Consider the following 26,331-nt stretch of genomic DNA (forward strand, 5'->3'; position numbering starts at 1 on the left):
GCCGACGACCCCGCCGACTCTGTGGATCCCGAGGCCGAGGACTCCGAAGCGTCGTCAGCCGATGCGACGCCGCATCCCCAACCGAACACGACCGCTGCCCCGACCCCGGCCACTACCGCGAATTCAGCCACTTTGCCAGTGGCGGCACCTCCCCGCACTTGCACAACTATCGGGCCTCGAGTTCGGATAGGCAAACGTTGCTCGCAGCACCTGCCCTAGGGTTGGCGGCGTGCTCATCGTCATCGAGGGCGTCGACGGCGCAGGCAAGCGGACGTTGACCAACGGACTGCGCGGCGCGTTCGAAGGAGCCGGCCGATCCGTGGCGACCCTGGCCTTCCCGCGGTACGGAGAGTCGGTACCGGCCGATCTGGCCGCCGAAGCGCTGCACGGCCGCCACGGAGACCTCGCCGACTCGGTGTACGCAATGGCCGTGCTCTTCGCGATGGACCGGGCCGGCGCGCGCGAGCAGATCGGGCACCTCATGGCGGCCTACTCCGTCGTCATCCTCGACCGCTACGTCGGCTCGAACGCCGCGTACAGCGCTGCCCGCCTGCACCAGCACGCCGGCGGCGAAGTGGTGTCCTGGGTGCACGACCTCGAATACGGTCGGCTGCGCCTGCCCGTCCCGGATTGGCAACTGCTGCTGGACGTGCCCACCGAGCTGGCCGCCCAGCGCGCCGTCAACCGGGCCGCCGAGGAAGCCGACCGGGCCCGCGACGCCTACGAACGCGACGACGGTCTGCAACGCCGCACCGCGGCGGTGTACACCGAGTTGGCCGCGGCGAACTGGGGTGGACCCTGGGCCGTGGTGCCGACCGACGTGGACTCCGACGAGCTCGCCGCACGGCTCTCCTGCTGATTTGCTGGCAGTCTGACGGACGCCACGCGCGATCGCGCCCGGCCGCGTACGCTGCGGATCCTGGGGAGTTGCGCAGACTTCTGCGCAACGGTCGATTCACGGGCACACGGGGGAGCCATGACTTTGACGACTCGGTCGCACACCACGCTGCTGGCGGCGCTGGACGACTACGCGCTGGCACTGGCGTCGGCGGGGGAACGATTCGACCAGGGCCGCTACATCGAGGCGCAGGTCCTGGCAGTGCACGTCCGCAAACTCGTCCACGAGGGGGACACGTCGCGGGCGCTGCTGACCGAGATCGGCTTGCGTGACGTATTGACCTGGGTGGACACCGGTGGTGTGCCCAACCCGAAAACCGCCAGCTCGGCGGCCTGCCTGACGTTGATGAAGGTGCGCAGCGGCCTGCAGCGCGGCGGCGAATTCGTGCCGAAGCTGGCCCTGTACCCGCCGGCGCCGATCCGCACCCGAAGCGGTGAGCACATCGACCGGGGCTCACGGATCCCGTTCGAGCACTGGTGGACCAACCCCGTCATCAAGGACGCCGACGGCGCCGAGTTCTCCCGCAGCGACCTGGTGCTCGCACTGGCTGACGATGGCGAGGACGCCGAGAGTCGGCTTGCCTACTCCGCGTTGGCGGCGAATCGTTCGCTGGGGTGGGTGCTCGCCCCCGGCGCGGAGTCGCCGGCGACGCCGCCGGCCGCCAGCCCGGTGCTGGCCAGCGTGCGCCAGATCGGGTTCGAGGTGATCCAGACCCTGCGCCAGCAGCGCGACGTCATCCAGGCCGCCCTGAACTGAGCCGCCCGGACCGAGCGCGGCGGTGCCGTCACGCCCGGCTGCGCGCGGTACCTGGGTCGCGTTCGGCTGCGTGAGCGATGCTTCCGGCATGCGCGGCTGCGCGCTCGTCCCGCCGCGCTCGGCTGTGTGGGCGATGCTTCCGGCATGCGGGGCTCGCTGTGCCATGAGGCCCGCGCGCACGGCTCGCCATGCGATGCTGCCGGCAGGTGCGAGGCAAATACGAACCGAATGCCGGTGAACCCGGACAACGCGCCGTGTGGTATCCGAGGATTATCGCGAACTGGTGACACCATGGACACCATGAGGCAAAGGATCCTGGTCGTCGACGACGACCCTTCGCTCGCCGAGATGCTCACCATCGTGCTGCGCGGCGAGGGTTTCGACACTGCGGTCATCGGAGACGGGACCCAGGCGCTGACGGCGGTGCGTGAACTGCGCCCCGACCTGGTGCTGCTGGATCTGATGCTGCCCGGCATGAACGGCATCGACGTGTGCCGCGTGCTGCGGGCCGATTCCGGTGTGCCGATCGTGATGCTGACCGCCAAGACCGACACCGTCGACGTGGTGCTCGGGCTCGAGTCGGGCGCCGACGACTACGTGATGAAGCCGTTCAAGCCCAAGGAACTGGTGGCCCGGGTGCGCGCCCGGCTGCGGCGCAACGAGGACGAGCCCGCCGAGATGCTCTCCATCGCCGACATCGACATCGACGTGCCGGCGCACAAGGTGACCCGCCAGGGTGAACAGATCGCGCTGACCCCGCTGGAGTTCGACCTGCTGGTGGCGTTGGCGCGGAAACCGCGCCAGGTGTTTACTCGAGATGTGCTTCTCGAACAGGTGTGGGGTTATCGGCACCCCGCCGACACCCGTTTGGTGAACGTGCACGTCCAGAGGTTGCGGGCCAAGGTCGAGAAGGACCCGGAAAACCCGCAGGTTGTGCTCACGGTTCGAGGAGTGGGATACAAGGCCGGACCTCCGTGATCGGACCGCCCGCGGTCGCCGTGATCGGACCGCCCGGGGCCGTGCCTCCGCGGCGGTCAGCGTGATCTTCGGTTCGCGCCGGCGCATCCACCGGCGGTCGGCACCGCTGGTCCGCGGGCTCGGCGCGCTGGGCCGCGCGATCGGCCTGGCCTGGCGCCGCTCGCTGCAACTACGGGTGGTGTCGCTGACGCTCGGTCTGTCGTTGGCCGTCATCCTGGTGCTCGGCTTCGTGCTGACCAGCCAGATCACCGACCGCATCCTCGAAGTCAAGGTCGGCGCGGCCACCGAGGAGATCGAGCGGGCCCGCACCACCGTCAGCGGCATCGTCGGCGGCGAAGAGACCCGTTCGCTCGACAGCAGCCTGCAGTTGGCGCGCAACACCCTCATCGATCGCAAGGCCGACGCCGGCGCGGGACTGGCCGGCGCGTACGACGCGGTGCTCATCGTCGCCGGGGACGGCCCGCGCGCAGCCACCGCCGCAGGCCCGATCGACCAGATCCCCAACACGCTGCGCGACTTCGTCAAAGCCGGCCAGGTCAGCTACCAGTACGCCACGGTGCACACCGACAGCTTCTCCGGGCCCGCCCTGATCGTGGGCAGCCCGACCCCCGCGACGTCATCGGTGACGAATCTCGAGCTGTACCTGATCTTCCCACTGAACAACGAAGAGTCCACGATCACGCTGGTGCGCGGCACCATGGCGACCGGCGGCGTGGTGCTGCTGGGGTTGCTCGCCGCGATCGCGCTACTGGTGGCCCGTCAGATCGTGTTGCCGGTGCGCTCCGCGTCGCGCATCGCCGAACGGTTCGCCGAAGGCCACCTGACCGAGCGGATGCCGGTGCGCGGTGAGGACGACATGGCCCGGCTGGCGGTGTCGTTCAACGACATGGCCGAAAGCCTGCACCGCCAGATCACCCAGCTCGAGGAGTTCGGCAACCTGCAGCGCCGATTCACCTCCGACGTCAGTCACGAACTGCGCACCCCGCTGACCACGGTGCGGATGGCCGCCGACCTGATCCACGACCACGCGGAGGAGCTCGAGCCCTCGCTGCGCCGGTCCATCGAGCTGATGGTCGACGAGCTCGACCGGTTCGAAGGACTACTGAGCGACCTGCTCGAGATATCCCGCCACGACGCCGGCGTCGCCGAACTGGCCGTCGAGGCCATCGACCTGCGCTCCACCGTCAAGAGCGCCCTCGACAACGTCGGCCACCTCGCCGAGGACGCCGGCGTCGACCTGATCGTCGACATGCCGCCTGAGGGGATCATCGCCGAGGTCGACCCGCGCCGCGTCGAACGGATCCTGCGCAACCTCATCGCCAATGCCATCGACCACGCCGAACGCAAACCGGTGCGCATCCGGATGGCCGCCGACGACGACACCGTGGCCGTCACCGTCCGTGACTACGGCGTCGGGTTGCGCCCCGGCGAGGAGAAGCTGGTGTTCAGCCGGTTCTGGCGCTCCGACCCGTCCCGCGTGCGCCGCTCCGGCGGTACCGGCCTGGGGCTGGCCATCAGCATCGAGGATGCGCGGCTGCACCAGGGCCGGCTCGAAGCGTGGGGTGAACCGGGCAAGGGTGCCTGCTTCCGGCTCACGCTGCCGTTGGTGCGAGGCCACAAGGTCACCAGCAGCCCGCTCCCGGTGAAACCGATCGAAAAGCCGGCTGCCGCACGGCGTCCCGCGCGCGAACGCGAACCCGCCGGGGAGAGCGTGTGACCCGCGCCGTCGTTGCTTTGCTCGCCATCCTGACAGTGGTGGTGGCCGGCTGCGCCGGAGTGCCCAGTTCGTCCTCCCCGCAGGCCATCGGCACCGTGGGCCGTCCCGCCCCGCCCAGCCTGCCCAAACCCACCCCGGGCATGGACCCCGACATCCTGCTGCGCGAATTCCTCAAGGCCACCGCCGATCCCGCGAACCGGCATCTGGCTGCGCGGCAGTTCCTCACCGAATCGGCCTCCAGCGGCTGGGACGACGCCGGCAGCGCACTGCTGATCGACAACGTCGTGTTCGTCGAAACCCGTGAGCCCGAGAAGGTCTCGGTGACGATGCGCGCCGATATCCTCGGCTCCCTCTCGGACATGGGGGTGTTCGAAACCGGCGAGGGGGCGCTGCCCGATCCCGGCCCCATCGAGCTGATCAAGACCTCCGACGGCTGGCGCATCGACACCCTGCCCAACGGGGTGTTCCTGGACTGGCAGCAGTTCCAGGAGACCTACAAGCGCAACACCCTCTACTTCGTCGACCCGACCGGAAAGACCGTGGTGCCCGACCCGCGCTATGTGGCGGTCTCCGAACCCGACCAACTGGCCACCGAACTGGTCAGCAAGCTGATCGCCGGTCCGCGACCGGAGATGGCCAGGACCGTGCGCAACCTGCTCGACGAGCCGCTGAAGCTGAGCGGTCCGGTGACCCGCGCCGACGGCGGCAAGACCGGTGTCGGACGCGGCTACGGCGGCGCGCGGATCGACCTGGAGAACCTGTCCACCACCGACCCGCACAGCCGCCAACTGCTGGCCGCACAGATCATCTGGACCCTGTCGCGGGCCGGCATCAACGGGCCCTACGTCATCAACGCCGACGGCGCCGCGCTCGACGACCGTTTCGCCGACGGATGGACCACCGCCGACGTCGCCGCCACCGACCCCGGCGCGGCCGACGGCGCCGCGGCCGGGCTGCACGCCCTGGTCGGCGGCTCGCTGGTGTCACTCGACGAGAACAGCGCCCCACGGGTTCCCGGCGCGTTCGGGCAGACCCCGGGCCAGGTGGCGGCGGCGCTGTCGCGGTCGGGCCAGGAGGTCGCCTCGGTGGTCGTGCAACGTCCCGGGGCCCCCGACATGGCGTCGTCGCTGTGGGTCGGGCCGATGGGCGGCAGTGCTGCCCAGGTGATGGACGGACGCAGCCTGAGCCGGCCGAGCTGGTCACTCGACGAGTCGATCTGGGTCGTCGTCGACGGACTGAACGTCGTGCGCGCGGTGCAGGACGCCTCCGGCCAGCCCGCCCGCATCCCGGTCGACTCCACCGCCGTGACGGCGCGCTTCCCCGGTGCGATCGCCGAGCTGCAGCTCTCCCGGGACGGCACCCGTGCGGCGATGGTGATCGACGGCCGCGTGATCCTGGCCGGAGTGGAGCAGACCGAGGGCGGCGGATACGCGTTGACCTTCCCGCGCCGGCTGGGTTACGGCCTGGGCAACACCGCAGTCTCACTCGCGTGGCGCACCGGCGACGACATCGTCGTCAGCCGCACCGACCCGCAGCATCCGGTGTCCTACGTCAACCTCGACGGAGTGAACTCCGATGCGTCGAGCCGCAACCTGCTGATGCCGGTGACGACGGTGGCGGCCAACCCGTCGACGGTCTACGTGTCCGACGGGCGCGGGGTGCTGCAGCTGTCCGGCGCATCCGCCGAGGACGGCGATCCGAGCTGGGTGGAGGTGCGCCCGTTGATGGTTGCGGGTGCCAAGCCGGTGCTGCCGGGCTGACACCCGCGGTGAGCCACCACCGGCGTTTCAGCCGGGAGGTTTCGCAGACCCCACGGTCAGTCGTCGGCGATACCGGGCGCGGCGAGCTGAGCGACGTCATCCTCGCGGTGCCCCAGTGACCGTGCAGCAACGGCGAACTGGTGGAGTCTGTCGACGATGGTCTGACCCTCGGGCGTGTGGCCCCAGATGCTGATGCCCTGGTGCGTGGTGGGCTCCCACGTGGATTCGTCGACGACGATGGGATTCCAGCCGACCTCCCACTCGAACCCCGACGGCGTCATCGCGTAGTACGACAATTCCTTGTCGTTGGTGTGTTGTCCCACCGACAACGCCATGGGAAAGCCGAGCTGCGTGACCCGCTGATAGGAGGTGAGCATGTCGTCGAGCGTCGAGACCTGGACATTGACGTGTTGCACCCGGGTGCGAATCGGGTTGAGGGGCAGCCTGTTCACCGATGCGATGGCCACCGAGTGGTGGCGTTCGTTGACCCGCAGGAACCGGATCTTGAACTTCAAGCCGTTGATGGTCTCGTCGATGTAGTCCGACAACCGCGCGTCGAACACGTGGCTGTAGTAGCCCCGTACGAGGTGTGGTTTCTTGGTGGTCAGTGCCACGTGACCCAATCCGCCCGCACCGGTGACGAAGCCGCTGCCGGGGATGTCGAGGGGCAGGAGGCCGGTCCGGGCAGTGGTGTAGACCTCCTGAGTCAGACCGTTGGGCCCCGGGAAACACAGGAACTGCTCGACACCGCGCTGCTTGGCCTCGTCGTCCGGGCCCTCCGTGCCCGGCACCCCATGGTCGAGTACGCGGCGCGCGATCTCGTCGAAGGTGCCGTGGTCGTCGAGCTGCCAACCCAGCGCGACGACATCTTCAGCCGGTCCTCGGCGCAGCAACACTCGGCACTCGTTGGCGTCGAGTCGAAACCGCATGGCGTCAGCGTCCAGCTCATCGACGTGCATGCCGATCGCGTCGCGGGCAAACCGCTTCCAGTCGTCGAACTTCTGTGTCTCTATGACGATGTATCCAAGGTGGACGTTGCCGAACACCGAAGACGGGTGGGAAGACATCACTGTTCTTTCAGGAAGGCGGTCGTCACCGCGTTGAACAGATCGGCCCGCTCCCACTGGACCCAGTGGCCGGTGTTGGCGGTGACCAGCACGTCTGCGTTGGGCATCCGCGTGCCGAGCAGCGTTGCGCCGCCGGGCTTGTTGACCTTGTCGTCGCGGCCCCAGAGGATCAGTGTCGGTGTGGCCAGCGTGCGTAGCCGGCGGTCGCGGCTGAAGTCCATCCGCCACAACGTGCGCAGATCTGCGGGACGCTGCAGCGGCGGATTGGCGACGACCTCGGGGTCGATCGAAGCGCGATAACGGGTTTCGATCAGCGACTCGGGCACCGAATCACCGTCGTAGACGAGATGGTTGCGGATGAAGGCTCGCAGTTTGTCCATGCTCGGACCGTCGCCTCCGTAGTAGGCGAGCAGGCTCTTCAAGCCATCGGTCGGCAGCCCGCGAGTGGTGCCGACCCCGCCCGGACCCATCAACACCAGCCTGTCCACCCGGTGGGGGGTGTCCAGCGCGAGCCGCAAGGCGCACGCCCCGCCGTAGGAATTGCCCACCAGGTGCGCGCGCCCGACTCCGATTTCGTCGAGCATTCCGCGAATGTGGTCGGCGAGGTAGCCGAACGGATCGCGACGATCGACGCCCTTCGTGGAACGTCCGTAGCCCGGCATGTCGGGCACGATCACGCGAAAGTGTTCGGCCAAGGCATCGATGTTGCGGGAGTAGTTCGACACCCCCGATGCCCCCGGGCCGCCGCCGTGCAGGAGAACCACCGGGGTGCCGCTGCCCTTCTCGGCGAGGTAGATCTGCTTGCCGTTCACCCGAACCGTGCGCTCGGTCATGGTGCTGCTGGTCATGTGCGTTTCCTTGACGACGTGCCGGGATTCAGGCCCGGAATCCGGCGGGGGGAGGGGGTAGGGGCTGATCAGGCGAGGCACCGGCGTAGACGAACCCGTCCGGACGCACCGCAACGGCAGTGGCCCGCTTCTTCTCCAGCCAGCGGATCAGCGACCCGTCGGTGTCGACGATGCTGTCCGGAGCGGGCGCCGTGCCGGCCGGGGTGACTCTGAGGGTCGGGACACCGACGGATCGCCAGTCCCGCGAATCCGCCGGCGAACCGGTGTACAGGACGGTCCAGCGGCCACCGGTGACGTCGTCGAGGCGGACGGTGTCGTTCTTCTCGTCGACCACCCACGGCTGCGGAATCAGCCACCCTTCGGCACCGTTTCCGCTGTTGGCCACCAGACCGTCGGTGCACCGGGCATCGGGCAGCCACCGATGCTCCCGCAGCCAGTCCAGGAAGTAGGGGAATCTGCTGGCGGTGCGGAAGATGTGGTTGCGTGCCGCGGCCCGGAAGCGGTTGCGCTGGATGATGATCTTGCCGGTCTTCACCGCGCGGTTGGTGACTTCTCTGACGTGCGGGAGCCGCTCGGCCGGGTAGGAGTCCAGGACCGATTCGGGCAGCTGATTCTGCAGCACCGCGCCGAGTTTCCAGCACAGGTTGGCCACGTCCCGGACGCCGGCGCACATGCCCTGGCCGATCCAGGGCGGCATGGCGTGGGCGGCGTCACCGGCCAGAAAGACCCGGCCGACCCGCCACCGGTCGGCGAATCGGACATGGTGGCTGTAGCACGCGAAACCGAGGATCGCGACGTTCTTCTCGCTGATTCCCTGTCCGCGCAGCACTTTCCAGATCTCGGCCTCGTCGAGCAGGTCGCGTTCGTCTTCCTCGTCGCGGACCGGGAACTCCCAGCGGTGGTGGCCGAGCGGAGTCGGGCAGTCGACCGTGGGCCGCTCGGGGTTGCAGTGGAACCGCAGCCGATCGTGGCCCGGCCATTCTTCGATCACCTTGGTGTCGATGACGATCCAGCGCTCGGCGTACGTCCGGCCACTGAACCCGACGCCCAGTTGTGCGCGGATGGCGCTGGACCCGCCGTCGGCGGCGATGACGTAGGAGGCCCGCACGCGCCGGAACTTGTCGACCGTGAGGTCGGCGAGCATCAGCTCGGCATGGTCGGGCTTCTGGACCACGCGCAGGCACTCGTGCTCGAGCAGGACCGAGACGTTCGGGAAACGGTCGACGCCGGCGCGCAGCACTTTCTCCAGCGCGGGCTGATAGATGAACTGCTGCGGCGGATGTCCGTTGCCCCGCGGAGCCGGAAGCAGCTTGACGAACGGGACCCCCTGGGCGTCGACGAAGCTCGCGCCGCAACCGGGCAGCATGTCGGCGTTGAGACGGTCGGCCAATCCCACCTGCTGCCAGATGCGGAGTACCTCTTCGTCGGTGGAGATGGCGCGCGCCCGCGCATAGATGTCGGGGTCGCGTTCGACCACGAGCACGTTGAGGCCCAGCTGGCCCAGCAGGTTGGCGGCGGTCACGCCGACCGGGCCGTAGCCGACGATCGCCACGTCGTACTTCATCGGATGAGTCACGACCGCCACCTTCGTTCGGGCTTGTTAATGTAGCGATCGATGCATTAAGTTACTCCGGGCGTGATCGTCAACACTTTTCGGAGGAAGCATGATCAAGACCGACACCGGCTCGGACACCGAGAATCGGACACGGCCGACCCGCGGCAGGGTCCTCGACGTCGGCACCCGGCTTCCTGCCCACGGGCAGGACCACCGATGAGCGATCAACTGACGCGGGCCGCGGAGCTCCTCTTCGACGCCCACCGTCTCGCCCGCCCGGTCTCGCCGCTGACCCAGTCGTTTCCGGGTCTCACGGTCGGCGACGCCTATGCCATCCAGCGGCTGAACCTGGCGCGCCATCTGCACAGAGGTGCGGTGCAGTGCGGCCACAAGATCGGGCTGACGTCCGCCCCGATGCAGCAGTTGCTCGGCGTCGACGAGCCGGACTTCGGTTACGTCCTCGACGACATGGTGCTCGCCGACGGCGCGGCGGTGCCGACCGGCACGCTGTGCGCACCGCGCGTGGAGCCCGAGGTGGCGTTCCGGATCGGGGTGCCGCTACGGGGGCCGGGGGTGAGCGCCGCCGACGTGATGGCCGCCGCCGAGGCGGTCGCCCCCGCACTCGAGATCGTGGACAGCCGTATCGCCGACTGGCGAATCACCCTCGCGGACACCATCGCTGACAACGCCAGCTCGGGCGCAGTGGTGCTGGGGGAATGGGTCCCGATCGCCGAGGCGCCCCGGCTGCCCGATACCACCGCCACGCTGATGGTCAACGACTCGACAGTGGACACTGGCGAGGGCGCCGCTGTCATGGGGGATCCGGCCGAGGCTGTCGCGTGGCTGGCCAATGCCCTCGCCGCTTACGACATTGCCATCGACGCCGGCCAGTTCGTGATGTCTGGCTCGTACACCACCGCCGCGTTCGTGGTCAGCGGCGACCGCGCGTCGGCGCACCTCAGCGGACTCGGCACCGTCACGGTGGCTTTCGAGTGAGGGACGACAGCGATGCCATGAGCACACAGAAGTATCCGGTGGCCATCATCGGGTCGGGCAACATCGGCACCGACCTGATGATCAAGGTGCTCCGCACGGACGGGCCGCTGGAGATGGCGGCGATGGTCGGCATCGACCCCGGTTCGGATGGCCTTGCCCGGGCGAAGCGCCTGGGTGTGGCGACGTCGTCGGCGGGCGTCGACGGGCTGCTGGCCATGCCGGAGTTCAACGACATCCGGCTGGTGTTCGACGCCACCTCGGCGTCGGCGCATGTCCACCACTGGAACAGGCTGCGCGACAGGGGTGTCCGTGTCCTCGATCTCACGCCCGCGGCGGTCGGACCGTTCTGCGTGCCGGTGGTCAATCTCGACGCGCACATCGACGCGCCCAACCTGAACATGGTGACCTGCGGTGGTCAGGCCACAATCCCGATCGTCGCCGCGGTCAGTGAGGCGGCGCCGGTGTCGTACGCCGAGATCGTGTCGTCGATCTCGGCGAAGTCCGCCGGTCCGGGCACCCGGGCCAACCTCGACGAGTTCATCGAAACCACAGCCACCGCACTGCGAGAGGTCGGAGGAGCACAGCGGAGCAAGACGGTCATCATCCTGAACCCGGCCGACCCGCCGGTCCTGATGCGCAACACGGTCTACTGCCTGGTGGACGGCGAGTGTGATCACGCGGCCATCACAGCGGCCGTCGAGGCGATGGTGGGGCGGGTCAGGCAGTACGTGCCCGGGTACGAGCTCAGGCAGGCGGTGCAGTTCGAAACGTTCGACGTCGACGCCCCTTTGTGCATACCGGAGACGGGGAAGTTCACCGGCACCCGCATCACCGCGATGCTTCAGGTGACCGGGGCCGCGCACCACCTGCCGGCGTACGCGGGCAACCTCGACATCATGACGTCGGCCGCGCTCGCCACCGCCGAACGCCTGGCCGAACATTCGACGACGACGATCAGAGCCGCGACATGACCGAGCGGCTCTACGTCAGCGACGTCACGCTGCGTGACGGGATGCACGCGGTGCGCCATCAGTACAGCCTGCGGCAGGCCACCGCGATCGCAGCGGCGCTGGACGCGGCGGGCGTCGACTCCATCGAAGTCGCGCACGGCGACGGGCTGGCCGGCTCCAGTTGCATCTATGGCTTCGGCGCGCACACCGATCTCGAGTGGATCGAAGCCGTCGCGGGCGTGGTGCGCAGCGCGAAGGTCGCGACGCTCGTGCTGCCGGGCATCGCGACGATCCGTGACCTCGCCGCGGCGCACCGCGCGGGCGCCACCGTGGCCCGCGTCGCGACGCACTGCACCGAGGCCGACATCTCGGCCCGCCACCTCGCTGCCGCACGCGAGATGGACATGGACACTGTCGGTTTCCTGATGATGAGCCACATGACGAGCCCGGTTCACCTCGCCGAGCAGGCTCGATTGATGGAGCGTTACGGCGCCGGCTGCGTCTATGTCGTGGACTCCGGCGGCGCCATGACGATGCGCGACGTCGCCGAGCGGGTCGACGCGGTCCGTCAAACCCTCGACGGCGCAACAGAAATCGGCATCCATGCACATCACAATCTGTCATTGGGCGTGGCCAACTCCATCGTGGCGGTCGAGCGTGGAGCTCGGCGAGTGGACGCCTCTCTCGCCGGCATGGGTGCCGGTGCCGGAAACGCTCCGCTGGAGGTCTTCGTCGCCGCCGCGACCCGGATGGGCTGGCAACACGGGTGCGACCTGCATGCCCTCGAAGACGCCGCCGACGACCTGGTTCGGCCGCTGCAGGAACGCCCGGTCCGCGTCGACCGCGAGACGCTCACCCTGGGTTACGCCGGGGTGTACTCGAGCTTCCTGCGCCACGCCGAGGCGGCCGCGGAGCGCTTCGGCGTCGACGCCCGAACGCTGCTCGAGGAGGCGGGTCGCCGGGGGCTCGTCGGCGGCCAAGAAGACATCCTCGTCGAGATCGCCCTGGAGCTCACCGACGCGCCCGTGTGAGTGCGCGTCGCACGGCAGTCGGGCGAGTCACAGCGATCGGCCGTCCGTCAGGTCCATTAATGTAGTGATCTCTACAGTGAGCCGAGAACCACTGATCGGCAGCATCGGCGAGGAGACCGCGTGACCGACACTCACCCGGAGAAGCCGTCCGCCAAGCGCGCACGCCGAACCCGCGTCAACGGCGAGCAATCGCGCGAACGCATCCTCGACGCCGCGACCGAAGTCGCCGCCGAGCGGGGTTACGACGGCACCACGATCTCACTGGTGAGCAAGAAGAGCGGGCTGCCGCCCACCTCGATCTACTGGCATTTCGCCGACAAGGACGACTTGATCGCGGCCGTCATCGAGCGCAGCTTCGCGCGCTGGCTGGCCGCACTGGACCTGCCCGGTGGCGAAGAGATCACCGGGCGGGTGCGGGAGCTGGGGCCGCAGGTGGCCAACGCTCTGCTGGACGCGCCGGACTTCCTGCGTCTGGGGCTGATGCTGGCGCTGGAACACCGGCCGGTCGAGCCGCGCGCACGAGAGATGTTCCTGCAGGTCCGCGCGGACGCCTCGCGCCGCTTCGAAGGCATCGTCCGCGAGTTGGCGCCCGAGCTCGACGAGGAGCAGACACAGCTGATCGCCACCTACGCGATCGCGGGCGCCGACGGGCTGTTCATCGCCAGGGAGGTCGGCGGGGACTCGGTGGACCTGATCAGGCTTTTCGAGCTGCATGCCCGCGTGGTCTTCGAAGTCGCCCACACGTTGGTGACGTCCGCGGGACAGTCGTAGGGCGATACCGCGGGACCGTCGTTGCCGATTGCGCGTGCGAAGACGGGTCTGCCTGGCCGACACTGGTCCTGCCGCGCGGTACAGCCCATCGGCGGCCAGCCCACCGAAAGGTCAGTGATGGACATCCACGACGTGCAGATTCCGCGCAAAACCGTGCTCGCCGGCTTCGGCGCGGGGGCCGCGGCGGTGACGCTGGCGGCCTGCTCGAGCGGAGACTCCGCGCCCGACCCCGACGCCGGGGCGGACGCCAGCCCGGGTGGTGATGCCTCGGCCGCGCCGGAGGCGCTCACCTCGACCGCCGACGTTCCCGTCGGGTCCGGGGTGATCGTCGGCGATGTCGTCGTGACCCAGCCCGTCGCAGGGGATTACCAGGCCTTTTCGGCGGTCTGCACGCATTCGGGCTGTCTGATCAACCAGGTCGCCGACGGCACCATCAACTGTCCATGTCACGGCAGCAAGTTCAGTCTCGACGGCCAGGTGGTCAACGGGCCGGCAGCCCGGCCGCTCACTCCGGTGTCGGTCGAGGTGCAGGGGAATTCGATCGTCCTGACCTGACGGCGCGTCACGTGCGCGGCTGACACGGGTGCGAACGCCACGGGTGCCCGTCACGTCCTGGGCGGCCACACCGGGGCGCCCAGCTCGCGCGACACGGTGCGTGCGGTGTCCCGCAACGCGTCGACCGCCTCGGTCGGCAGCGGCCAGCGGCCGGCGGGCACCACCAGGCTGATCGCGCCGGCCGGCTGTTCGGTGGTGTCGAAAACCGTTGCCGCCAGAGCGCATTCCCCGAGAATCGCTTCCTCGACTTCGCTGGCGATGCCGGTGGCACGGACCTCGACCAGCTGCTCGGCCAACGTCGCCGGGTCGGTGATGGTGTCACCGGTCATGCTGCGCAACGGCCCGGTCAGCGCTTCGGGGGAGAACGCCAGCAACGCCTTCCCCAGTGCGCTGGCATGGGCGGGAATGACGATGCCGACCTCCGGCATCTGACGGGTCCCGTCAGGCCGGGGCTCGTGGGCCACCACCACCACCTCATCGCGCAGCAGCACCGCGGTGCGCACCGCGCAGCCGGTGCGCCGGGCCAGTCCCTCGGCCCAGATCGCCACCCGCGATCGCAGTTCCAGCGTGTCGAGGTAGACGTTGCCGAGTCGCAGCGTCGCCGGGCCCAACCGGTAACGGCCGGAGTCGGCTTCCTGCTGGACCATGCCGTGGGCCAACAACGTGCGCACCAGGCCGTGCACGGTGGATGGAGCCAGGTCGATGGCGGCGGAGATCTCGCCGAGGCTCATCCGGCGACCGCCGCCGAGAACGGCCAGGATGCGCAACGCGCGGTCCACCGCCTGGATCATCAGCGCGCCACCCCTCCCACAACCACCCTTGTGTCCACCGAAGCATAGGCGTATGGTCCAGATCACATTCGATAATGTCGAATGACATACGAGATAGTCGAGCAGCACTCAGTTCAGACTCAACGGAGAGCAAGCATGGACGAGCCATCCCTCACCCAGAAACTGGCCGCCGAAGCGCTCGGTACCGCCTTCCTGGTGTTCATCGGAGTGGGGTCGGTGCCGGCGACGATCATCGTCAACGGCGACGCCCCGTTCACGATGGCCGACCTGGGCATGATCTCCTTCGCGTTCGCCACCGTGGTGGTGGCGACCGTCTACGCGCTGGGCCACATCAGCGGCAACCACATCAACCCGGCCGTCACGGTGGGCCTCGCCGTCACGGGCAAGTTCCCCTGGTCGCGGGTGCCCGCCTACCTCACCGCCCAGGTGGTCGGCGCCATCGCCGGCGCCGCGGCGATCATCGGCGTGCTGGGTCTGGCTGCGCGTGACGCCGGCCTCGGCGTCGCCACCTACGCTCCCGAAATCAGCCCAGCTCAGGCCTTCTTCGCCGAGTTCATCGGTACGTTCATTCTTGTGTTCACCGTGTTCGGCGTGATCCACCGCAAGGCCTCGGTCGGGTTCGCGGGCGTCGCGATCGGCCTCGTGGTGTTCGCCGCGATCATCCCCGTGGCGCCCACCACCGGTGCGTCGATCAATCCGGCCCGCACCCTCGGCCCGATGCTGGTGCAGCAGCTCGCCGGCGGCACCGTGCAGTGGAACCAGCTGCCCGTCTACCTCAGCGCCGAACTGCTCGCCGGCGTGCTTGCTGCCCTGGCCTACGTCGCAATTTCCCGCACCCGCGCCGACACTGCACCGGCAGCAGTGCCCGAACCCGCCGCCACACCCACCCCCGCCTGACCTCGAGGAGCCACACCATGAAGAAGCTGATCAACGACCCGGCCGACGTCGTCGCCGAGGCCCTGCGCGGAATCGCCATCGCCCACCCCGAACTGCGCGTCGACCACGCCCACCGCATCGTCTACCGCGGCGACGCCCCCGTTTCGGGAAAGGTGGGCCTGATCTCCGGTGGCGGCTCCGGGCACGAACCGCTGCACGGCGGCTTCGTCGGCCCCGGAATGCTCGACGCCGCCTGTGCCGGTGAGGTTTTCACCTCACCAGTACCCGACCAGATGCTCGAAGCAACCCGCGGCGTCAACGGCGGCGCCGGCGTGGTGCACATCGTCAAGAACTACACCGGTGACGTGATGAACTTCGAGATGGCCGCGGAACTGGCCATGGCCGAGGACATCCCGGTGGAGTCGGTGATCGTCGACGACGACGTCGCCGTGCAGGACAGCACCTTCACCGCCGGGCGACGCGGAGTCGGCGCTACGGTACTGGTGGAGAAGCTGGCCGGCGCCGCCGCCGACCAGGGCCGCCCGCTGGCCGATGTGGCCGACGTCGCGCGTCGCGTCAACGCCGCCTCCCGCAGCATGGGCGTGGCGCTCACCTCGTGCATCGTGCCCGCCGTCGGACACCCCACGTTCGAATTATCCGACTCGGAAATGGAAGTGGGCATCGGAATCCACGGCGAACCGGGCCGCGAACGCATGCCGATCCGGCCCGCCCGTGAAGTCGCCGAACTGATCTGCGAACCGATCCTCGCCGACCTCGACTTCGCCGGCCCGGACGGCGCCATCGTGTTCGTCAACGGCATGGGCGCCACGCCGCTGCTCGAGCTCTACGTGATGTACGCCGAAGTGGCTGCCATCCTGGAGAAGTCGGGCGTGCAGATCGCCCGCTCGCTGGTCGGCCCGTTCATCACCAGCCTGGACATGGCCGGATGTTCGGTGACGCTGCTGCGTGCCGACGACGACCTGCTGAGGTTGTGGGACCACCCGGTGAACACACCGGCACTGCGGAAGGGCTGCTGAATGACTCAGGCGGACATCGACGTCACCACTCTGACCGACTGGATCCGGGAGTATGCGCGCGTGATCGGCGAAAACGCCGGCTATCTCACCGATCTCGACGCGGCCATCGGCGACGCCGACCACGGCACCAACATGGAACGCGGCATGAGCGCCGTCGTCGCGGCGCTCGACGAGACCCCCGCGCCGGACCCCGCCGCGCTCGCCAAGAAAGTCGGGATGACGCTGGTGAGTTCGGTCGGCGGAGCCAGCGGTCCGCTGTATGGGACGTTCTTCCTGCGGATGGCCACCGCGCTGGCAGACGGCGCGAGCGCGACCGACTTCGCCAAGGCGCTGCGCGCCGGGGTGGACGGGGTGGTGCAGCGCGGGCGCGCCGAGGCCGGCGACAAGACCATGTTCGACGCACTGGCTCCCGCGCTGGACACCCTCGATGCCGAACTGGCAGCAGGATCCGGTCTGGCGGCTGCGCTGGTCGCCGCCGAGGCGGCCGCGGTGGCCGGGCGCGACGCCACCGAAGCGATGGTCGCACGCAAGGGTCGCGCCTCCTACCTCGGTCAGCGCAGCGTCGGGCACATCGACCCGGGCGCGGCCTCGTCGGCGATGCTGATCGGCGCGGCGGCAACGGCATTCGGGGCGTGACCGCGATGGCGCCCGTCGGACTGGTCGTCGTTTCCCACAGCCGAGCGCTGGCTCGCGCCGCGGTCGCGCTGGCCCAGGAGATGGTGCACGGCAAGCAACTTCGCATCGCCGTCGCCGCAGGCCTCGACGAAACCACCTTCGGCACCGATGCCTCGCAGATCGTCGACGCCATCACCTCCGCCGAGCAGGGTGCCGGCGTGGTGGTGCTGATGGACCTGGGCAGCGCCGTGCTGTCGGCCGAACTCGCTCTGGAGCTGATTGACGACGACGTCCGCGATCGGGTGGTGCTGTGCCCGGCGCCGCTGGTCGAGGGTCTGGTGGTGGCCGCGGTGGCCGCTGCCGGAGGGGCCACGATCGACGAGGTCGTCGCCGAGGCCGGCGGGGCATTGGCCGGCAAGGCCGGACAGCTGGGTGAGGTCGCCGACGCGGGCGCGGCGGGCACTCCGGTCGACGACGGCCTGGTCGGCACTTTCACCGTCGAGAACCCGCACGGCCTGCACGCCCGCCCCGCTGCCCGGCTGGTACAGGAGGTCCGTCACCGCGACACCCGCGTACTCCTGCGAAATGTGCGCACCGACTCCGAATGGGTCGACGCCACAAGCCTTTCCAAGATCGCCACGTTGGGCGTCAGAAAGGGCGACACCGTCGAGCTGCGGGTATCGGGTAGCCGGGCCGCCGAGACGCTCGAGCATGTGCTGGCGCTGGCCGCCCGCAATTTCGACGAATCCGCCGAATCGGCCACTGCTGTGGCAAGTGCGCCCGTGGCCCGGCAACCCATCGGCGCGGTGGCAGGGCTGGGCATCGGTCCGGCCCGGTCGGCCCGGCAGAGCCCCATCGAGGTGCCCGACGAACCCGCCGCCGACCCCGCAACCGAGTGGCGACGGCTCGGCAAGGCGATCGCCACCGTCCGTCGCGACATCAGCGCTCAGCGCGCCCACACCGCCCGCGACGTCGGGGAGGCCGAGGCAGGGATCTTCGACGCCCACCTCCTGCTGCTCGACGACGCCGAACTGCTCGACGCCGCCCGCACCCGCATCGACGACGGCTCGTCGGCCGCCGCCGGTTGGTCGGCCGCGGTCAGCGCACTGGCGGGCAGGTTCGCCGCCCTGACCGACCCGTACCTGCAGGCCCGCGCCGCCGACGTCACCGCCGTCGGTGACCAGGTGTTGCGGGCGATGCTCGGCGTCGCGCCGGGAACGGCGGGCAGCGGCGTCCTGATCGCCGACGACCTGACCCCCGGAGAAGCGGCCGCCCTGGACCCAGCCCAGGTGGTCGCGGTGCTGATGGCCTACGGCAGTCCCCACGCCCACAATGTGATCCTGCTGCGCGCCAAGAACATTCCCACGATTGTCGGTGCAGGACCCGACGTGTTGACGGTCGCCGAGGGCGCCACCGTCGCCGTCGACGGCACCCGCGGTGAGTACCTGGTCGACCCGCCCGCCGACGTCCGCGCCCGGTTCCTCGAGCAGGTGCATGTGCTCGAGGACCGCCGCCGCGCTGCCCACGCCCGGTCGGACCGGCCTGCCGTCACCACCGACGGCGTCACCGTCGGCGTCGGCGCCAACATCGGCTCGGTCGACGACGCGCGGGCCGCCGCCGCGCACGGCGCCGACTTCGCCGGTCTGGTCCGGACCGAATTTCTGTTCCTCGGCCGGCCTGACGCACCCAGCGTCGACGAACAGGTGGCCGTCTATCGCAAAATCGCCGAAGCTCTCGACGGCCGGCGGGTCACCCTGCGCACCCTCGACGTCGGGGGGGACAAGCCGCTGGAGTTCGCGCCCGGGCCGGCCGAGCTCAACCCGTTCCTGGGCGTCCGGGGCATCCGAATGTCGTTGCAGCACCCGCAGCTGTTGTCCGACCAGTTGTTGGCGATGGCGCTGGTGGCCCAGCACACCCCCGTCAGCGTGATGTTCCCGATGGTCAGCACGCTCGACGAGTTGCTCGCCGCGCGCCAGTTGTTCGACGACGCCGTCGCGAAGGCCGGACCCGCTCCCGCCGGTCTCCAGGTCGGGATCATGATCGAAGTTCCTGCCGCCGCGCTGAAGTCCGCGGCGCTGGCGCCCCACGTCGACTTCATGTCGATCGGCACCAACGACCTGACCCAGTACGCGTTGGCCGCCGACCGCGGCAACGACGCGGTGGCCACGATCGGTGACTCCTACGACCCGGGGTTGCTTGCCCTGATCCGCGCCACGTGCGCGGGCGCGCAGGGACGGGCGTCGGTGTCGGTGTGTGGGGAGTTCGCCGCCGACGAACGTGCCGCCGGGCTGCTGATCGGGCTGGGCGTCGACGCGCTGTCGGTCACCCCGCCCGCGGTGCCCGCGGTCAAGGAGGCGGTGCGGGCCGTCGACCGGGCGTCGGCCCAGGAGTTGGCCGTGCGTGCGGTGGCCGCGGACTCCGCCGATGGGGTGCGGGAGCTGCTCGGGTAGTCGGCTGGGTGCGGCGATGGGTGCGGGAGGTGGTCGGGTTGTCGGCTGGGTGCGGCGATGGGTGCGGGAGGTGTTCGGGTAGTCGCCGTGGTTGGCGGCGGGGTGCATGGGTGCGGGAGGTGCTCGGTTGTCGCCGAGCGTGAACTGGTTGCGATTTCCGGTCCGTCTTTTCGCACAGGTTTCACAATCGGCGGCATGTCGGTTGTCGCGAGCACACTCGCGGCATGGGGGAGCCCTTCATCGGCAGTGAGGCGGTCCGGTCAGGCCGGCTGACACCGTATGCACTCCGCAGCCGCTACCGCACGCTCCTGCCCGGGGTGTATCTGGCGGCCGACGCCGAGATCACCGCGATCACCCGCGCCAAAGCCGGCTGGCTGTGGACGGGGCGCGCAGGCGTCGTCGCAGGTCAGTCCGCCGCCTCGCTTCACGGCGCGAAGTGGGTCGACGCCCGCCGTCCCGCCGAAGTTCTGTGGAGCAACAGACATGCGCCGCGCGGGGTCACCGTCTGGTCCGCCAGCGTCGCCGACGACGAGCTCGAGGTGGTCCGAGGGGTTCGGGTCACGACGCCCGCCCGCACCGCCCTGGACATCGCGTGCCGGTATCCGCTGGGCCGAGCCGTCGCCGCCGTCGACGCGTTGGCCCGCGCCACCAAGCTCAAGCTCGCCGACGTCGAGATGCTCGCCGAACGCCACAGGGGGCGTCGCGGCATCCGTCGTGCCCGCGAGGCGCTCGACCTGGTCGACGCAGGGGCTGAATCGCCCCAGGAGACCCGCATCCGGCTGCTGTTGATCCGAGCCGGCTTCCCGCGCCCGGAGACTCAGATCCCGGTCTACGACGACTACGGCGGTCTGATCGCCGAGCTCGATATGGGCTGGCGGGACAGGTTGATCGCGGTCGATTACGAAGGTGACCACCACCGCAGGACGCCCCGGGAGTTCAACAAGGGGATTCGTCGCCACGACGCTGTCACCGAACGTGGCTGGGACGACATCCGGGTGACCTCTGCGGACACCGACGGCGGGATCGTGGCGAGGGTGAGGACGGCGTGGCAACGCCGAGCGTGAACTCTGTGCGAAAAGTCGGCCCGGATATCGCAGAGGATTCACTCTCGGCGAGGGGACCGCAGAGGATTCACGCTCGGCGGGGGGACGTGGTGAGGGTGAGGCGAGCGCGGGGCCACCCGGGGCTCTGCCGAGCCGAACGCCGCGGGCACCCGGGGCACTGCCGACGCGAAGGCGGAGGCGGCCGGCGCGGAAGGCGCCCGGGGCTCTGCCGCGGGCACGTGGGGCCACCCGGGGCTCTTCCGACGCGAAGGCGGAGGAGGCGGCCGGCGCCGAAGGCGCCAGGAGGGAGGACAGATGCTCGATCTGATGCTGCCGCTGCAATGCGGCGGGTGCGGCGCCCCCGCGACGCCGTGGTGCGCGGAGTGCGAGCGCGCGCTGACCGTCCAGCCCGACGAACCCCATCTCGTCACGCCCCGGATCGATCCCGGCGTACCCGTGCTGTCGCTCGGGCGCTACGCCGGACCACGCCGCAAGGCGATCGTCGCGGTCAAGGAGCACGGCCGCACCGACCTGATCCGACCGCTCGCCCATGCGCTGCACGACGGTCTGGTGCATCTGCTGACCTGGGGAATCCTCGAACGCCCCCTCACGGTGGTACCAGCCCCCACCAAGCATTCGTCGGCCCGCAAGCGCGGTGGTGACCCCGTCACCCGGATCGCCCAACTCGCCGTGGCCGGCAGCGATCCGGGCGCCGTCGCCGGCACAGACCCGGATGCCGTCGCGAGTCCCGACCTGAGCGCCGTCGCCAGCCCCGACCTGAGCTCCGTCGCCGGCACCGGCACCGGCCTGAGCGTCGTCGCGGCACTGCGCCTCAAGGCATTCACCCGCGACTCGGTGGGCCTGTCCAGCGCCGGACGTCAGCGCAACATCGCCGGCCGGGTCCGCCGCATCGGAGCCGTCGACGGGCCCGTGCTGCTGGTCGACGACATCGTCACCACCGGCGCCACGGCGGCCGAATCCGTCCATGTCCTGCAAACCGGCGGAGCCCACGTGGTCGCCGTGCTCGCGCTGGCGAACGCCTAGCCGCGATTACCCCGAGATCAACCCGGCATGAAGAACTGAAAACACGTCTGCCGAATTAGTGGCACGAACACGTGAACTCGGACTACCGTCGGCACCAACGAACCGTGAACAACTCACGGCGGCGCTCCTGTAGGTGACGCGCCGGTATCGCGCCAGCGGTAGGAGGTGAGTCCTCGACACCTTGCACCGGCGAGCGGCGCGACCACATATGCCCCGTCGGCGCGATTTCTTCCCAGCCGGGCACGCAGCAGGCGTGCGTAAGCGAGAGAGAATCGAGTTGCCAAGCATGTCAAGTTTTTCCGTGGACACCGACAGCGCAATGGTCATGGACGGCGAGCCGTCCGAATCCTCCGGTAACGCCGACGTCGTCGTGACGGGGCGCAACGTCGAGGTGCCTGACCACTTCCGTCAGCACGTGACCGACAAGCTGTCCCGCCTGGAACGATTCGACCGCACCATCTACCTCTTCGATGTCGAGCTCTACCACGAGAAGAATCGCCGGCAACGCAAGAACTGTCAGCACATCGAGATCACCGCTCGCGGGCGCGGCCCGGTGGTGCGCGGCGAAGCCTGCGCCGACAGTTTCTACGCCGCCCTCGAAGCCGCCTACAGCAAACTCGAATCCCGGCTGCGCAAAAGCAAGGACCGGCGCAAGATCCACTACGGCGACAAGCGGCCGGTGTCGCTGCACGAAGCGACCGCGCTCGACCACCTCGACGCCGCGTTCGCCATGCCCTCCACCGAGAGCGTCGACGGGCAGCGCAGCGACGTCGTCGACGACCACGAACCCGGCCAGATCGTGCGCGTCAAAGAGCACCCGGCCGCACCGATGACCGTCGACGACGCGCTCTACGAGATGGAACTCGTCGGCCACGACTTCTTCCTGTTCCACGACAAGGAAAGCGACCGTCCATGCGTGGTCTACCGCCGCCACGCCTACGACTACGGGTTGATCCGGCTGGCCTGAGGACCGCCGCGGCCCGATCCGGCGCGCAACCGCACCCCAGGTGTCGGTTTGCGCGCCGGATCCACCCGTACGATGGTGTCCGTCCACCGGTGACGAATCCATCGAGGAAAAAGGGTTAACAGCGTGCTCTCGAAGTTGCTCCGTCTCGGCGAAGGCCGCATGGTCAAGCGCCTCAAGGGGGTGGCTGACTACGTCAACACCCTGTCCGACGACGTCGAGAAGCTCTCCGACGCCGAACTGCGCAACAAGACCGTTGTGTTCAAGGACCGCATCGCCGACGGCGAAGACGTCGACGACCTGCTGCCCGAGGCGTTCGCGGTGGCCCGCGAGGCGGCCTGGCGGGTGCTCAACCAGAAGCACTTCGACGTCCAGATCATGGGTGGGGCGGCGCTGCACTTCGGCAACGTCGCCGAGATGAAGACCGGTGAGGGCAAGACCCTGACCGCGGTGCTGCCGGCCTACCTCAACGCGCTCTCCGGTAAGGGCGTGCACATCGTCACCGTCAACGACTACCTGGCCAAACGTGACGCGGAGTGGATGGGCCGAGTACACCGCTTCCTCGGCCTGGACGTCGGCGTCATCCTGTCGCAGATGTCGCCGGAGCAGCGGCGCGCCGCCTACGCCGCCGACATCACCTACGGCACCAACAACGAGTTCGGCTTCGACTACCTACGCGACAACATGGCGTTGCGCCTCGAGGACTGCGTCCAGCGCGGCCACCACTTCGCCATCGTCGACGAGGTCGACTCGATCCTCATCGACGAGGCCCGCACGCCGCTGATCATCTCCGGGCCCGCCGACGGCGGCTCGAACTGGTACACCGAGTTCGCGCGGCTGGCTCCGCTGATGGAAAAAGACGTCCACTACGAGGTCGACATCAAGAAGCGCGTCGTGGGCGTGCACGAACTCGGCGTGGAGTTCGTCGAGGACCAGCTCGGCATCGACAACCTCTACGAGGCCGCCAACTCGCCGCTGATCAGCTACCTCAACAACGCCATCAAGGCCAAGGAGCTGTTCGAGCGCGACAAGCACTACATCGTGCGCAACGGCGACGTGCTGATCGTCGACGACTTCACCGGCCGCGTGCTGATGGGCCGCCGCTACAACGAGGGCCTGCACCAGGCGATCGAGGCCAAAGAGCACGTCGAGATCAAGGCCGAGAACCAGACCGTCGCCACGATCACGCTGCAGAACTACTTCCGCCTCTACGACAAGCTCGCCGGCATGACCGGCACCGCCGAGACCGAGGCCGCCGAGCTGCACGAGATCTACAAACTCGGCGTCGTCCCGATCCCCACCAACCGGCCGATGGTCCGCGCCGACCAGTCCGACCTGATCTACAAGACCGAGGAAGCCAAGTTCATCGCGGTCGTCGACGACGTCTCCGAACGCTATGAGAAGGGGCAGCCGGTCCTGATCGGCACCACCAGCGTGGAGCGCTCGGAGTTCCTGTCGCGCCAGTTCCAGAAGCGGCGCATCCCGCACAATGTTCTCAACGCGAAGTACCACGAGCAGGAGGCCGGCATCATCGCCGAGGCCGGCCGGCTCGGCGCGGTCACCGTCGCGACCAACATGGCCGGTCGTGGCACCGACGTGGTGCTCGGCGGCAACGTCGACTTCCTGCTGGACCGTCGGCTGCGTCAGCGCGGTCTCGACCCGATCGAGACCGCCGACGAGTACGAGGCCGCCTGGCACGAAGAGCTGCCCCACGTCAAAGAAGAGGTGGCCGCCGAAGCCAAAGACGTGCGCGCCGCCGGCGGGCTGTACGTGCTCGGCACCGAACGCCATGAGTCCCGCCGCATCGACAACCAGCTGCGCGGCCGCTCCGGCCGTCAGGGTGACCCCGGCGAGTCGCGGTTCTATCTGTCGCTGGCCGACGAGCTCATGCGCCGCTTCAACGGCGCCACGCTCGAGACGCTGCTGACCCGGTTGAACCTGCCCGACGACGTTCCGATCGAGGCCAAGATGGTCTCGCGCGCCATCAAGAGCGCCCAGACGCAGGTCGAGCAGCAGAACTTCGACATCCGCAAGGAAGTCCTCAAGTACGACGAGGTGATGAACCAGCAGCGCAAGGTGATCTACGCCGAGCGCCGCCGCATCCTGGAAGGCGAGAACCTCGCCGAGCAGGCCCACAAGATGCTCGTCGACGTCATCACCGCCTACGTCGACGGCGCCACCGCCGAGGGCTACTCCGAAGACTGGGACCTGGAGAAGCTGTGGGAAGGGCTCAAGGCGCTCTACCCGGTCGGCATCGACCACCACGACCTGCTCGACTCCGACGCCGTGGGCGAGCCCGGTGAGCTGACCCGTAACGAGCTGCTCGACGCGCTGATCGCCGACGCCGAGCGGGCCTACGCCGAGCGGGAGAGCGAGATCGAGGGCGTCGCCGGTGAGGGCGCGATGCGACAGCTCGAGCGCAACGTGCTGCTCAACGTGCTCGACCGCAAGTGGCGCGAGCACCTCTACGAGATGGACTACCTGCGCGAAGGCATCGGCCTGCGCGGGCTGGCCCAGCAGCGGCCCGAGGTGGAGTACGCCCGCGAGGGATACGACATGTTCGTCGGCATGCTCGAGGGCATGAAGGAGGAGTCGGTCGGCTTCCTGTTCAACGTCCAGGTCGAGGCCGCGCCGACGCCGACCGTGGCGCCGGTGGCTGCGCCGTCCGGGCTGGCCGAGTTCGCCAAGTCCGCGGCGGCCGCCGCCGAGCAGCAGGGCGGGGTGGCCACCAAGGAGCGTACGCAGTTGCGCGCCAAGGGGATCGACGACCAGTCCCGGCCGCTGACCTACTCGGGCCCGTCGGAGGACGGCGGCGTGGAGATCAAGCGCTCCGGCTCCGGTGACGGGAAGCCCGCCGGGGGTGGCAGCCGCCGTGAGCGGCGCGAGGCCGCCCGCCAGCAGGGCCGTCACGCCAAGGGCAGCCGCCGCCGCTAGGACGTTGAGACTGCGCTCCGAGCGGAGAAGTTCGAGTGCACCCCGCGCTGGACGCAGTCTGAACGAGATCGGCGCAGTCTGAACGGGAGCTAGCGGTCTGAACGGGAGCTAGCCGATCTGCAGTGCGCAGAAGCGCCAGCTGCCACGGTGCGCCTCGATGCGGCCGGCGACGGCGTGCACCCTGCCGCGCCGCAGGAACGTGGCGAACACCTCGGCGGAGGTCACCTCGGCCTCGCCGGTGTCCACGCATCGCACCCGCACCCGGCGCAGCGTCGCACTGCCCGGTGGTGTGACCGCGGCGCGGGCGATGACCTGTTCGACGAGCACCGGGGTCATCAGCGGTTTCAGTTGCGCCACCGGCCGCCGCCGATCGATCACCTCGACGAGCTGCCGCAGCGCCGTCTCGGCGAACACCACCGCCGACTTCGGCGGTCGCGGCTCGAGGGGCTGCGCCCGCCGCCGGCTCGACAAGCGGTGCGTCGACGGTGCCGTGCACGACGGCCGGTGCGCACTCAGTGGCTGCGGCGCGGGTTCGTAGTCGATGACCGGAGCGGTACTCCACTGAGATTCGACGGGGGAGACGGGGGCGGGGGATGCGGACATGCGGATACTCCAGCGGCCGAGACGGACGCGGGACGGTGCGTCCCGCGGTGAACGCCTGCTGGAGAGTGGCAGACCACCTCATGTTCGCACGG

General features: G+C 69.2%; 23 protein-coding genes. 18 read left to right on the forward strand and 5 right to left on the reverse strand.

Translation table 11 applies throughout. The annotated features are described in order from the left end of the window. Positions 1-229 precede the first annotated feature (229 nt). The 5 genes from J3476_RS17715 to lpqB all read left to right on the forward strand — a co-directional run bounded on the left by J3476_RS17715 (position 230) and on the right by lpqB (position 6,109). Complete coding sequence (locus J3476_RS17715; RefSeq protein ID WP_207067713.1) at positions 230-859, forward strand: dTMP kinase; 630 nt, start codon at positions 230-232, stop codon at positions 857-859. Positions 860-976: 117 nt separating this feature from the next. After that, positions 977-1,654 (forward strand): hypothetical protein, encoded by a 678-nt coding sequence (locus tag J3476_RS17720; protein ID WP_207067714.1) that lies wholly within the window; start codon positions 977-979, stop codon positions 1,652-1,654. A gap of 291 nt (positions 1,655-1,945) precedes the next feature. Then, positions 1,946-2,632 carry a two-component system response regulator MtrA gene (mtrA, locus tag J3476_RS17725; protein ID WP_152516202.1) on the forward strand — a complete coding sequence of 229 codons (687 nt, stop codon included), beginning with the start codon at positions 1,946-1,948 and terminating at the stop codon, positions 2,630-2,632. A gap of 61 nt (positions 2,633-2,693) precedes the next feature. Further along, the gene (mtrB, locus tag J3476_RS17730) at positions 2,694-4,349 is read left to right on the forward strand and encodes an MtrAB system histidine kinase MtrB (RefSeq protein ID WP_207067715.1); all 1,656 of its coding nucleotides are present in this window, start codon (positions 2,694-2,696) and stop codon (positions 4,347-4,349) included. Positions 4,350-4,366: 17 nt separating this feature from the next. Then, positions 4,367-6,109, forward strand: coding sequence for an MtrAB system accessory lipoprotein LpqB (gene lpqB, locus J3476_RS17735; RefSeq protein WP_207067773.1), 1,743 nt, complete (start codon positions 4,367-4,369; stop codon positions 6,107-6,109). A gap of 56 nt (positions 6,110-6,165) precedes the next feature. Here the strand turns inward: lpqB and J3476_RS17740 are convergent, their stop codons facing one another. From J3476_RS17740 to J3476_RS17750, 3 genes are read right to left on the reverse strand one after another with little or no spacing between them, the layout of a single operon-like run. Then, positions 6,166-7,176 carry a VOC family protein gene (locus tag J3476_RS17740; RefSeq protein ID WP_207067716.1) on the reverse strand — a complete coding sequence of 337 codons (1,011 nt, stop codon included), beginning with the start codon at positions 7,174-7,176 and terminating at the stop codon, positions 6,166-6,168. Further along, positions 7,176-8,024: an alpha/beta fold hydrolase gene (locus J3476_RS17745; protein ID WP_207067717.1), complete on the reverse strand. Its 849-nt coding sequence runs from the start codon at positions 8,022-8,024 to the stop codon at positions 7,176-7,178. Before J3476_RS17745 ends, J3476_RS17740 begins: the two co-directional genes overlap by 1 nt. A 28-nt stretch (positions 8,025-8,052) precedes the next feature. Beyond that, on the reverse strand, positions 8,053-9,588 hold the full coding sequence (locus J3476_RS17750) for a bifunctional 3-(3-hydroxy-phenyl)propionate/3-hydroxycinnamic acid hydroxylase (protein ID WP_207067774.1): 1,536 nt from the start codon (positions 9,586-9,588) through the stop codon (positions 8,053-8,055). 207 nt (positions 9,589-9,795) lie between these two features. On the opposite strand from J3476_RS17750, the gene J3476_RS17755 reads away from it, so the two are divergent. From J3476_RS17755 to J3476_RS17775, 5 genes are all read left to right on the forward strand, one after another. Beyond that, positions 9,796-10,575 (forward strand): 2-keto-4-pentenoate hydratase, encoded by a 780-nt coding sequence (locus tag J3476_RS17755; RefSeq protein ID WP_207067718.1) that lies wholly within the window; start codon positions 9,796-9,798, stop codon positions 10,573-10,575. A 17-nt stretch (positions 10,576-10,592) separates the two neighbouring features. Further along, on the forward strand, positions 10,593-11,546 hold the full coding sequence (locus tag J3476_RS17760) for an acetaldehyde dehydrogenase (acetylating) (protein WP_207067719.1): 954 nt from the start codon (positions 10,593-10,595) through the stop codon (positions 11,544-11,546). Next, a complete protein-coding gene (gene dmpG / locus J3476_RS17765) occupies positions 11,543-12,556 on the forward strand; it encodes a 4-hydroxy-2-oxovalerate aldolase (protein ID WP_207067720.1) in 1,014 nt (337 codons plus the stop codon). Before J3476_RS17760 ends, dmpG begins: the two co-directional genes overlap by 4 nt. A gap of 120 nt (positions 12,557-12,676) precedes the next feature. Continuing rightward, positions 12,677-13,327 carry a TetR/AcrR family transcriptional regulator gene (locus J3476_RS17770; protein ID WP_207067721.1) on the forward strand — a complete coding sequence of 217 codons (651 nt, stop codon included), beginning with the start codon at positions 12,677-12,679 and terminating at the stop codon, positions 13,325-13,327. Between the two features lie 117 nt (positions 13,328-13,444). Then, positions 13,445-13,882 (forward strand): ubiquinol-cytochrome c reductase iron-sulfur subunit, encoded by a 438-nt coding sequence (locus J3476_RS17775; RefSeq protein ID WP_207067722.1) that lies wholly within the window; start codon positions 13,445-13,447, stop codon positions 13,880-13,882. A 50-nt stretch (positions 13,883-13,932) separates the two neighbouring features. Here J3476_RS17775 and J3476_RS17780 read toward each other — a convergent pair whose 3' ends face one another. Then, on the reverse strand, positions 13,933-14,673 hold the full coding sequence (locus J3476_RS17780; RefSeq protein WP_207067723.1) for an IclR family transcriptional regulator: 741 nt from the start codon (positions 14,671-14,673) through the stop codon (positions 13,933-13,935). A 135-nt stretch (positions 14,674-14,808) separates the two neighbouring features. Here J3476_RS17780 and J3476_RS17785 point away from each other — a divergent pair, with 135 nt between their 5' ends. The 8 genes from J3476_RS17785 to secA all read left to right on the forward strand — a co-directional run bounded on the left by J3476_RS17785 (position 14,809) and on the right by secA (position 25,636). Next, complete coding sequence (locus J3476_RS17785) at positions 14,809-15,570, forward strand: MIP/aquaporin family protein (RefSeq protein ID WP_207067724.1); 762 nt, start codon at positions 14,809-14,811, stop codon at positions 15,568-15,570. A 17-nt stretch (positions 15,571-15,587) separates the two neighbouring features. Beyond that, a complete protein-coding gene (dhaK, locus tag J3476_RS17790; RefSeq protein ID WP_207067725.1) occupies positions 15,588-16,586 on the forward strand; it encodes a dihydroxyacetone kinase subunit DhaK in 999 nt (332 codons plus the stop codon). A gap of 15 nt (positions 16,587-16,601) precedes the next feature. Continuing rightward, positions 16,602-17,222: a dihydroxyacetone kinase subunit DhaL gene (dhaL, locus tag J3476_RS17795; RefSeq protein ID WP_207067775.1), complete on the forward strand. Its 621-nt coding sequence runs from the start codon at positions 16,602-16,604 to the stop codon at positions 17,220-17,222. Positions 17,223-17,227: 5 nt separating this feature from the next. Further along, the gene (gene ptsP, locus J3476_RS17800) at positions 17,228-19,651 is read left to right on the forward strand and encodes a phosphoenolpyruvate--protein phosphotransferase (protein ID WP_207067776.1); all 2,424 of its coding nucleotides are present in this window, start codon (positions 17,228-17,230) and stop codon (positions 19,649-19,651) included. A gap of 224 nt (positions 19,652-19,875) precedes the next feature. Beyond that, positions 19,876-20,715 (forward strand): type IV toxin-antitoxin system AbiEi family antitoxin, encoded by an 840-nt coding sequence (locus J3476_RS17805; RefSeq protein ID WP_207067726.1) that lies wholly within the window; start codon positions 19,876-19,878, stop codon positions 20,713-20,715. Positions 20,716-21,009: 294 nt separating this feature from the next. Continuing rightward, positions 21,010-21,738 carry a ComF family protein gene (locus J3476_RS17810; protein WP_207067727.1) on the forward strand — a complete coding sequence of 243 codons (729 nt, stop codon included), beginning with the start codon at positions 21,010-21,012 and terminating at the stop codon, positions 21,736-21,738. A gap of 319 nt (positions 21,739-22,057) precedes the next feature. Next, positions 22,058-22,705, forward strand: coding sequence for a ribosome hibernation-promoting factor, HPF/YfiA family (hpf, locus tag J3476_RS17815; protein ID WP_373889090.1), 648 nt, complete (start codon positions 22,058-22,060; stop codon positions 22,703-22,705). A 123-nt stretch (positions 22,706-22,828) separates the two neighbouring features. Next, positions 22,829-25,636: a preprotein translocase subunit SecA gene (gene secA / locus J3476_RS17820; protein WP_207067729.1), complete on the forward strand. Its 2,808-nt coding sequence runs from the start codon at positions 22,829-22,831 to the stop codon at positions 25,634-25,636. Positions 25,637-25,744: 108 nt separating this feature from the next. Here the strand turns inward: secA and J3476_RS17825 are convergent, their stop codons facing one another. After that, the gene (locus tag J3476_RS17825) at positions 25,745-26,239 is read right to left on the reverse strand and encodes an Rv3235 family protein (protein ID WP_207067730.1); all 495 of its coding nucleotides are present in this window, start codon (positions 26,237-26,239) and stop codon (positions 25,745-25,747) included. Between the last annotated feature and the right edge of the window lie 92 nt (positions 26,240-26,331).

It is taken from the genome of Mycobacterium sp. PO1, assembly GCF_017312405.1.
Taxonomy (GTDB): Bacteria; Actinomycetota; Actinomycetes; order Mycobacteriales; family Mycobacteriaceae; genus Mycobacterium.

Excerpts from the sequence above, each read along its gene's own strand:
- J3476_RS17720 (WP_207067714.1), top strand. The coding sequence starts at position 977 with ATGACTTTGACGACTCGGTCGCACACCACGCTGCTGGCGGCGCTGGAC.
- mtrA (WP_152516202.1), top strand. The coding sequence starts at position 1,946 with ATGGACACCATGAGGCAAAGGATCCTGGTCGTCGACGACGACCCTTCG.
- J3476_RS17740 (WP_207067716.1), bottom strand. The coding sequence starts at position 7,176 with ATGTCTTCCCACCCGTCTTCGGTGTTCGGCAACGTCCACCTTGGATAC.
- J3476_RS17745 (WP_207067717.1), bottom strand. The coding sequence starts at position 8,024 with ATGACCAGCAGCACCATGACCGAGCGCACGGTTCGGGTGAACGGCAAG.
- J3476_RS17750 (WP_207067774.1), bottom strand. The coding sequence starts at position 9,588 with ATGAAGTACGACGTGGCGATCGTCGGCTACGGCCCGGTCGGCGTGACC.
- J3476_RS17755 (WP_207067718.1), top strand. The coding sequence starts at position 9,796 with ATGAGCGATCAACTGACGCGGGCCGCGGAGCTCCTCTTCGACGCCCAC.
- J3476_RS17760 (WP_207067719.1), top strand. The coding sequence starts at position 10,593 with ATGAGCACACAGAAGTATCCGGTGGCCATCATCGGGTCGGGCAACATC.
- dmpG (WP_207067720.1), top strand. The coding sequence starts at position 11,543 with ATGACCGAGCGGCTCTACGTCAGCGACGTCACGCTGCGTGACGGGATG.
- J3476_RS17775 (WP_207067722.1), top strand. The coding sequence starts at position 13,445 with ATGGACATCCACGACGTGCAGATTCCGCGCAAAACCGTGCTCGCCGGC.
- J3476_RS17780 (WP_207067723.1), bottom strand. The coding sequence starts at position 14,673 with ATGATCCAGGCGGTGGACCGCGCGTTGCGCATCCTGGCCGTTCTCGGC.
- J3476_RS17785 (WP_207067724.1), top strand. The coding sequence starts at position 14,809 with ATGGACGAGCCATCCCTCACCCAGAAACTGGCCGCCGAAGCGCTCGGT.
- dhaK (WP_207067725.1), top strand. The coding sequence starts at position 15,588 with ATGAAGAAGCTGATCAACGACCCGGCCGACGTCGTCGCCGAGGCCCTG.
- ptsP (WP_207067776.1), top strand. The coding sequence starts at position 17,228 with ATGGCGCCCGTCGGACTGGTCGTCGTTTCCCACAGCCGAGCGCTGGCT.
- J3476_RS17805 (WP_207067726.1), top strand. The coding sequence starts at position 19,876 with ATGGGGGAGCCCTTCATCGGCAGTGAGGCGGTCCGGTCAGGCCGGCTG.
- J3476_RS17810 (WP_207067727.1), top strand. The coding sequence starts at position 21,010 with ATGCTCGATCTGATGCTGCCGCTGCAATGCGGCGGGTGCGGCGCCCCC.
- hpf (WP_373889090.1), top strand. The coding sequence starts at position 22,058 with ATGGTCATGGACGGCGAGCCGTCCGAATCCTCCGGTAACGCCGACGTC.
- J3476_RS17825 (WP_207067730.1), bottom strand. The coding sequence starts at position 26,239 with ATGTCCGCATCCCCCGCCCCCGTCTCCCCCGTCGAATCTCAGTGGAGT.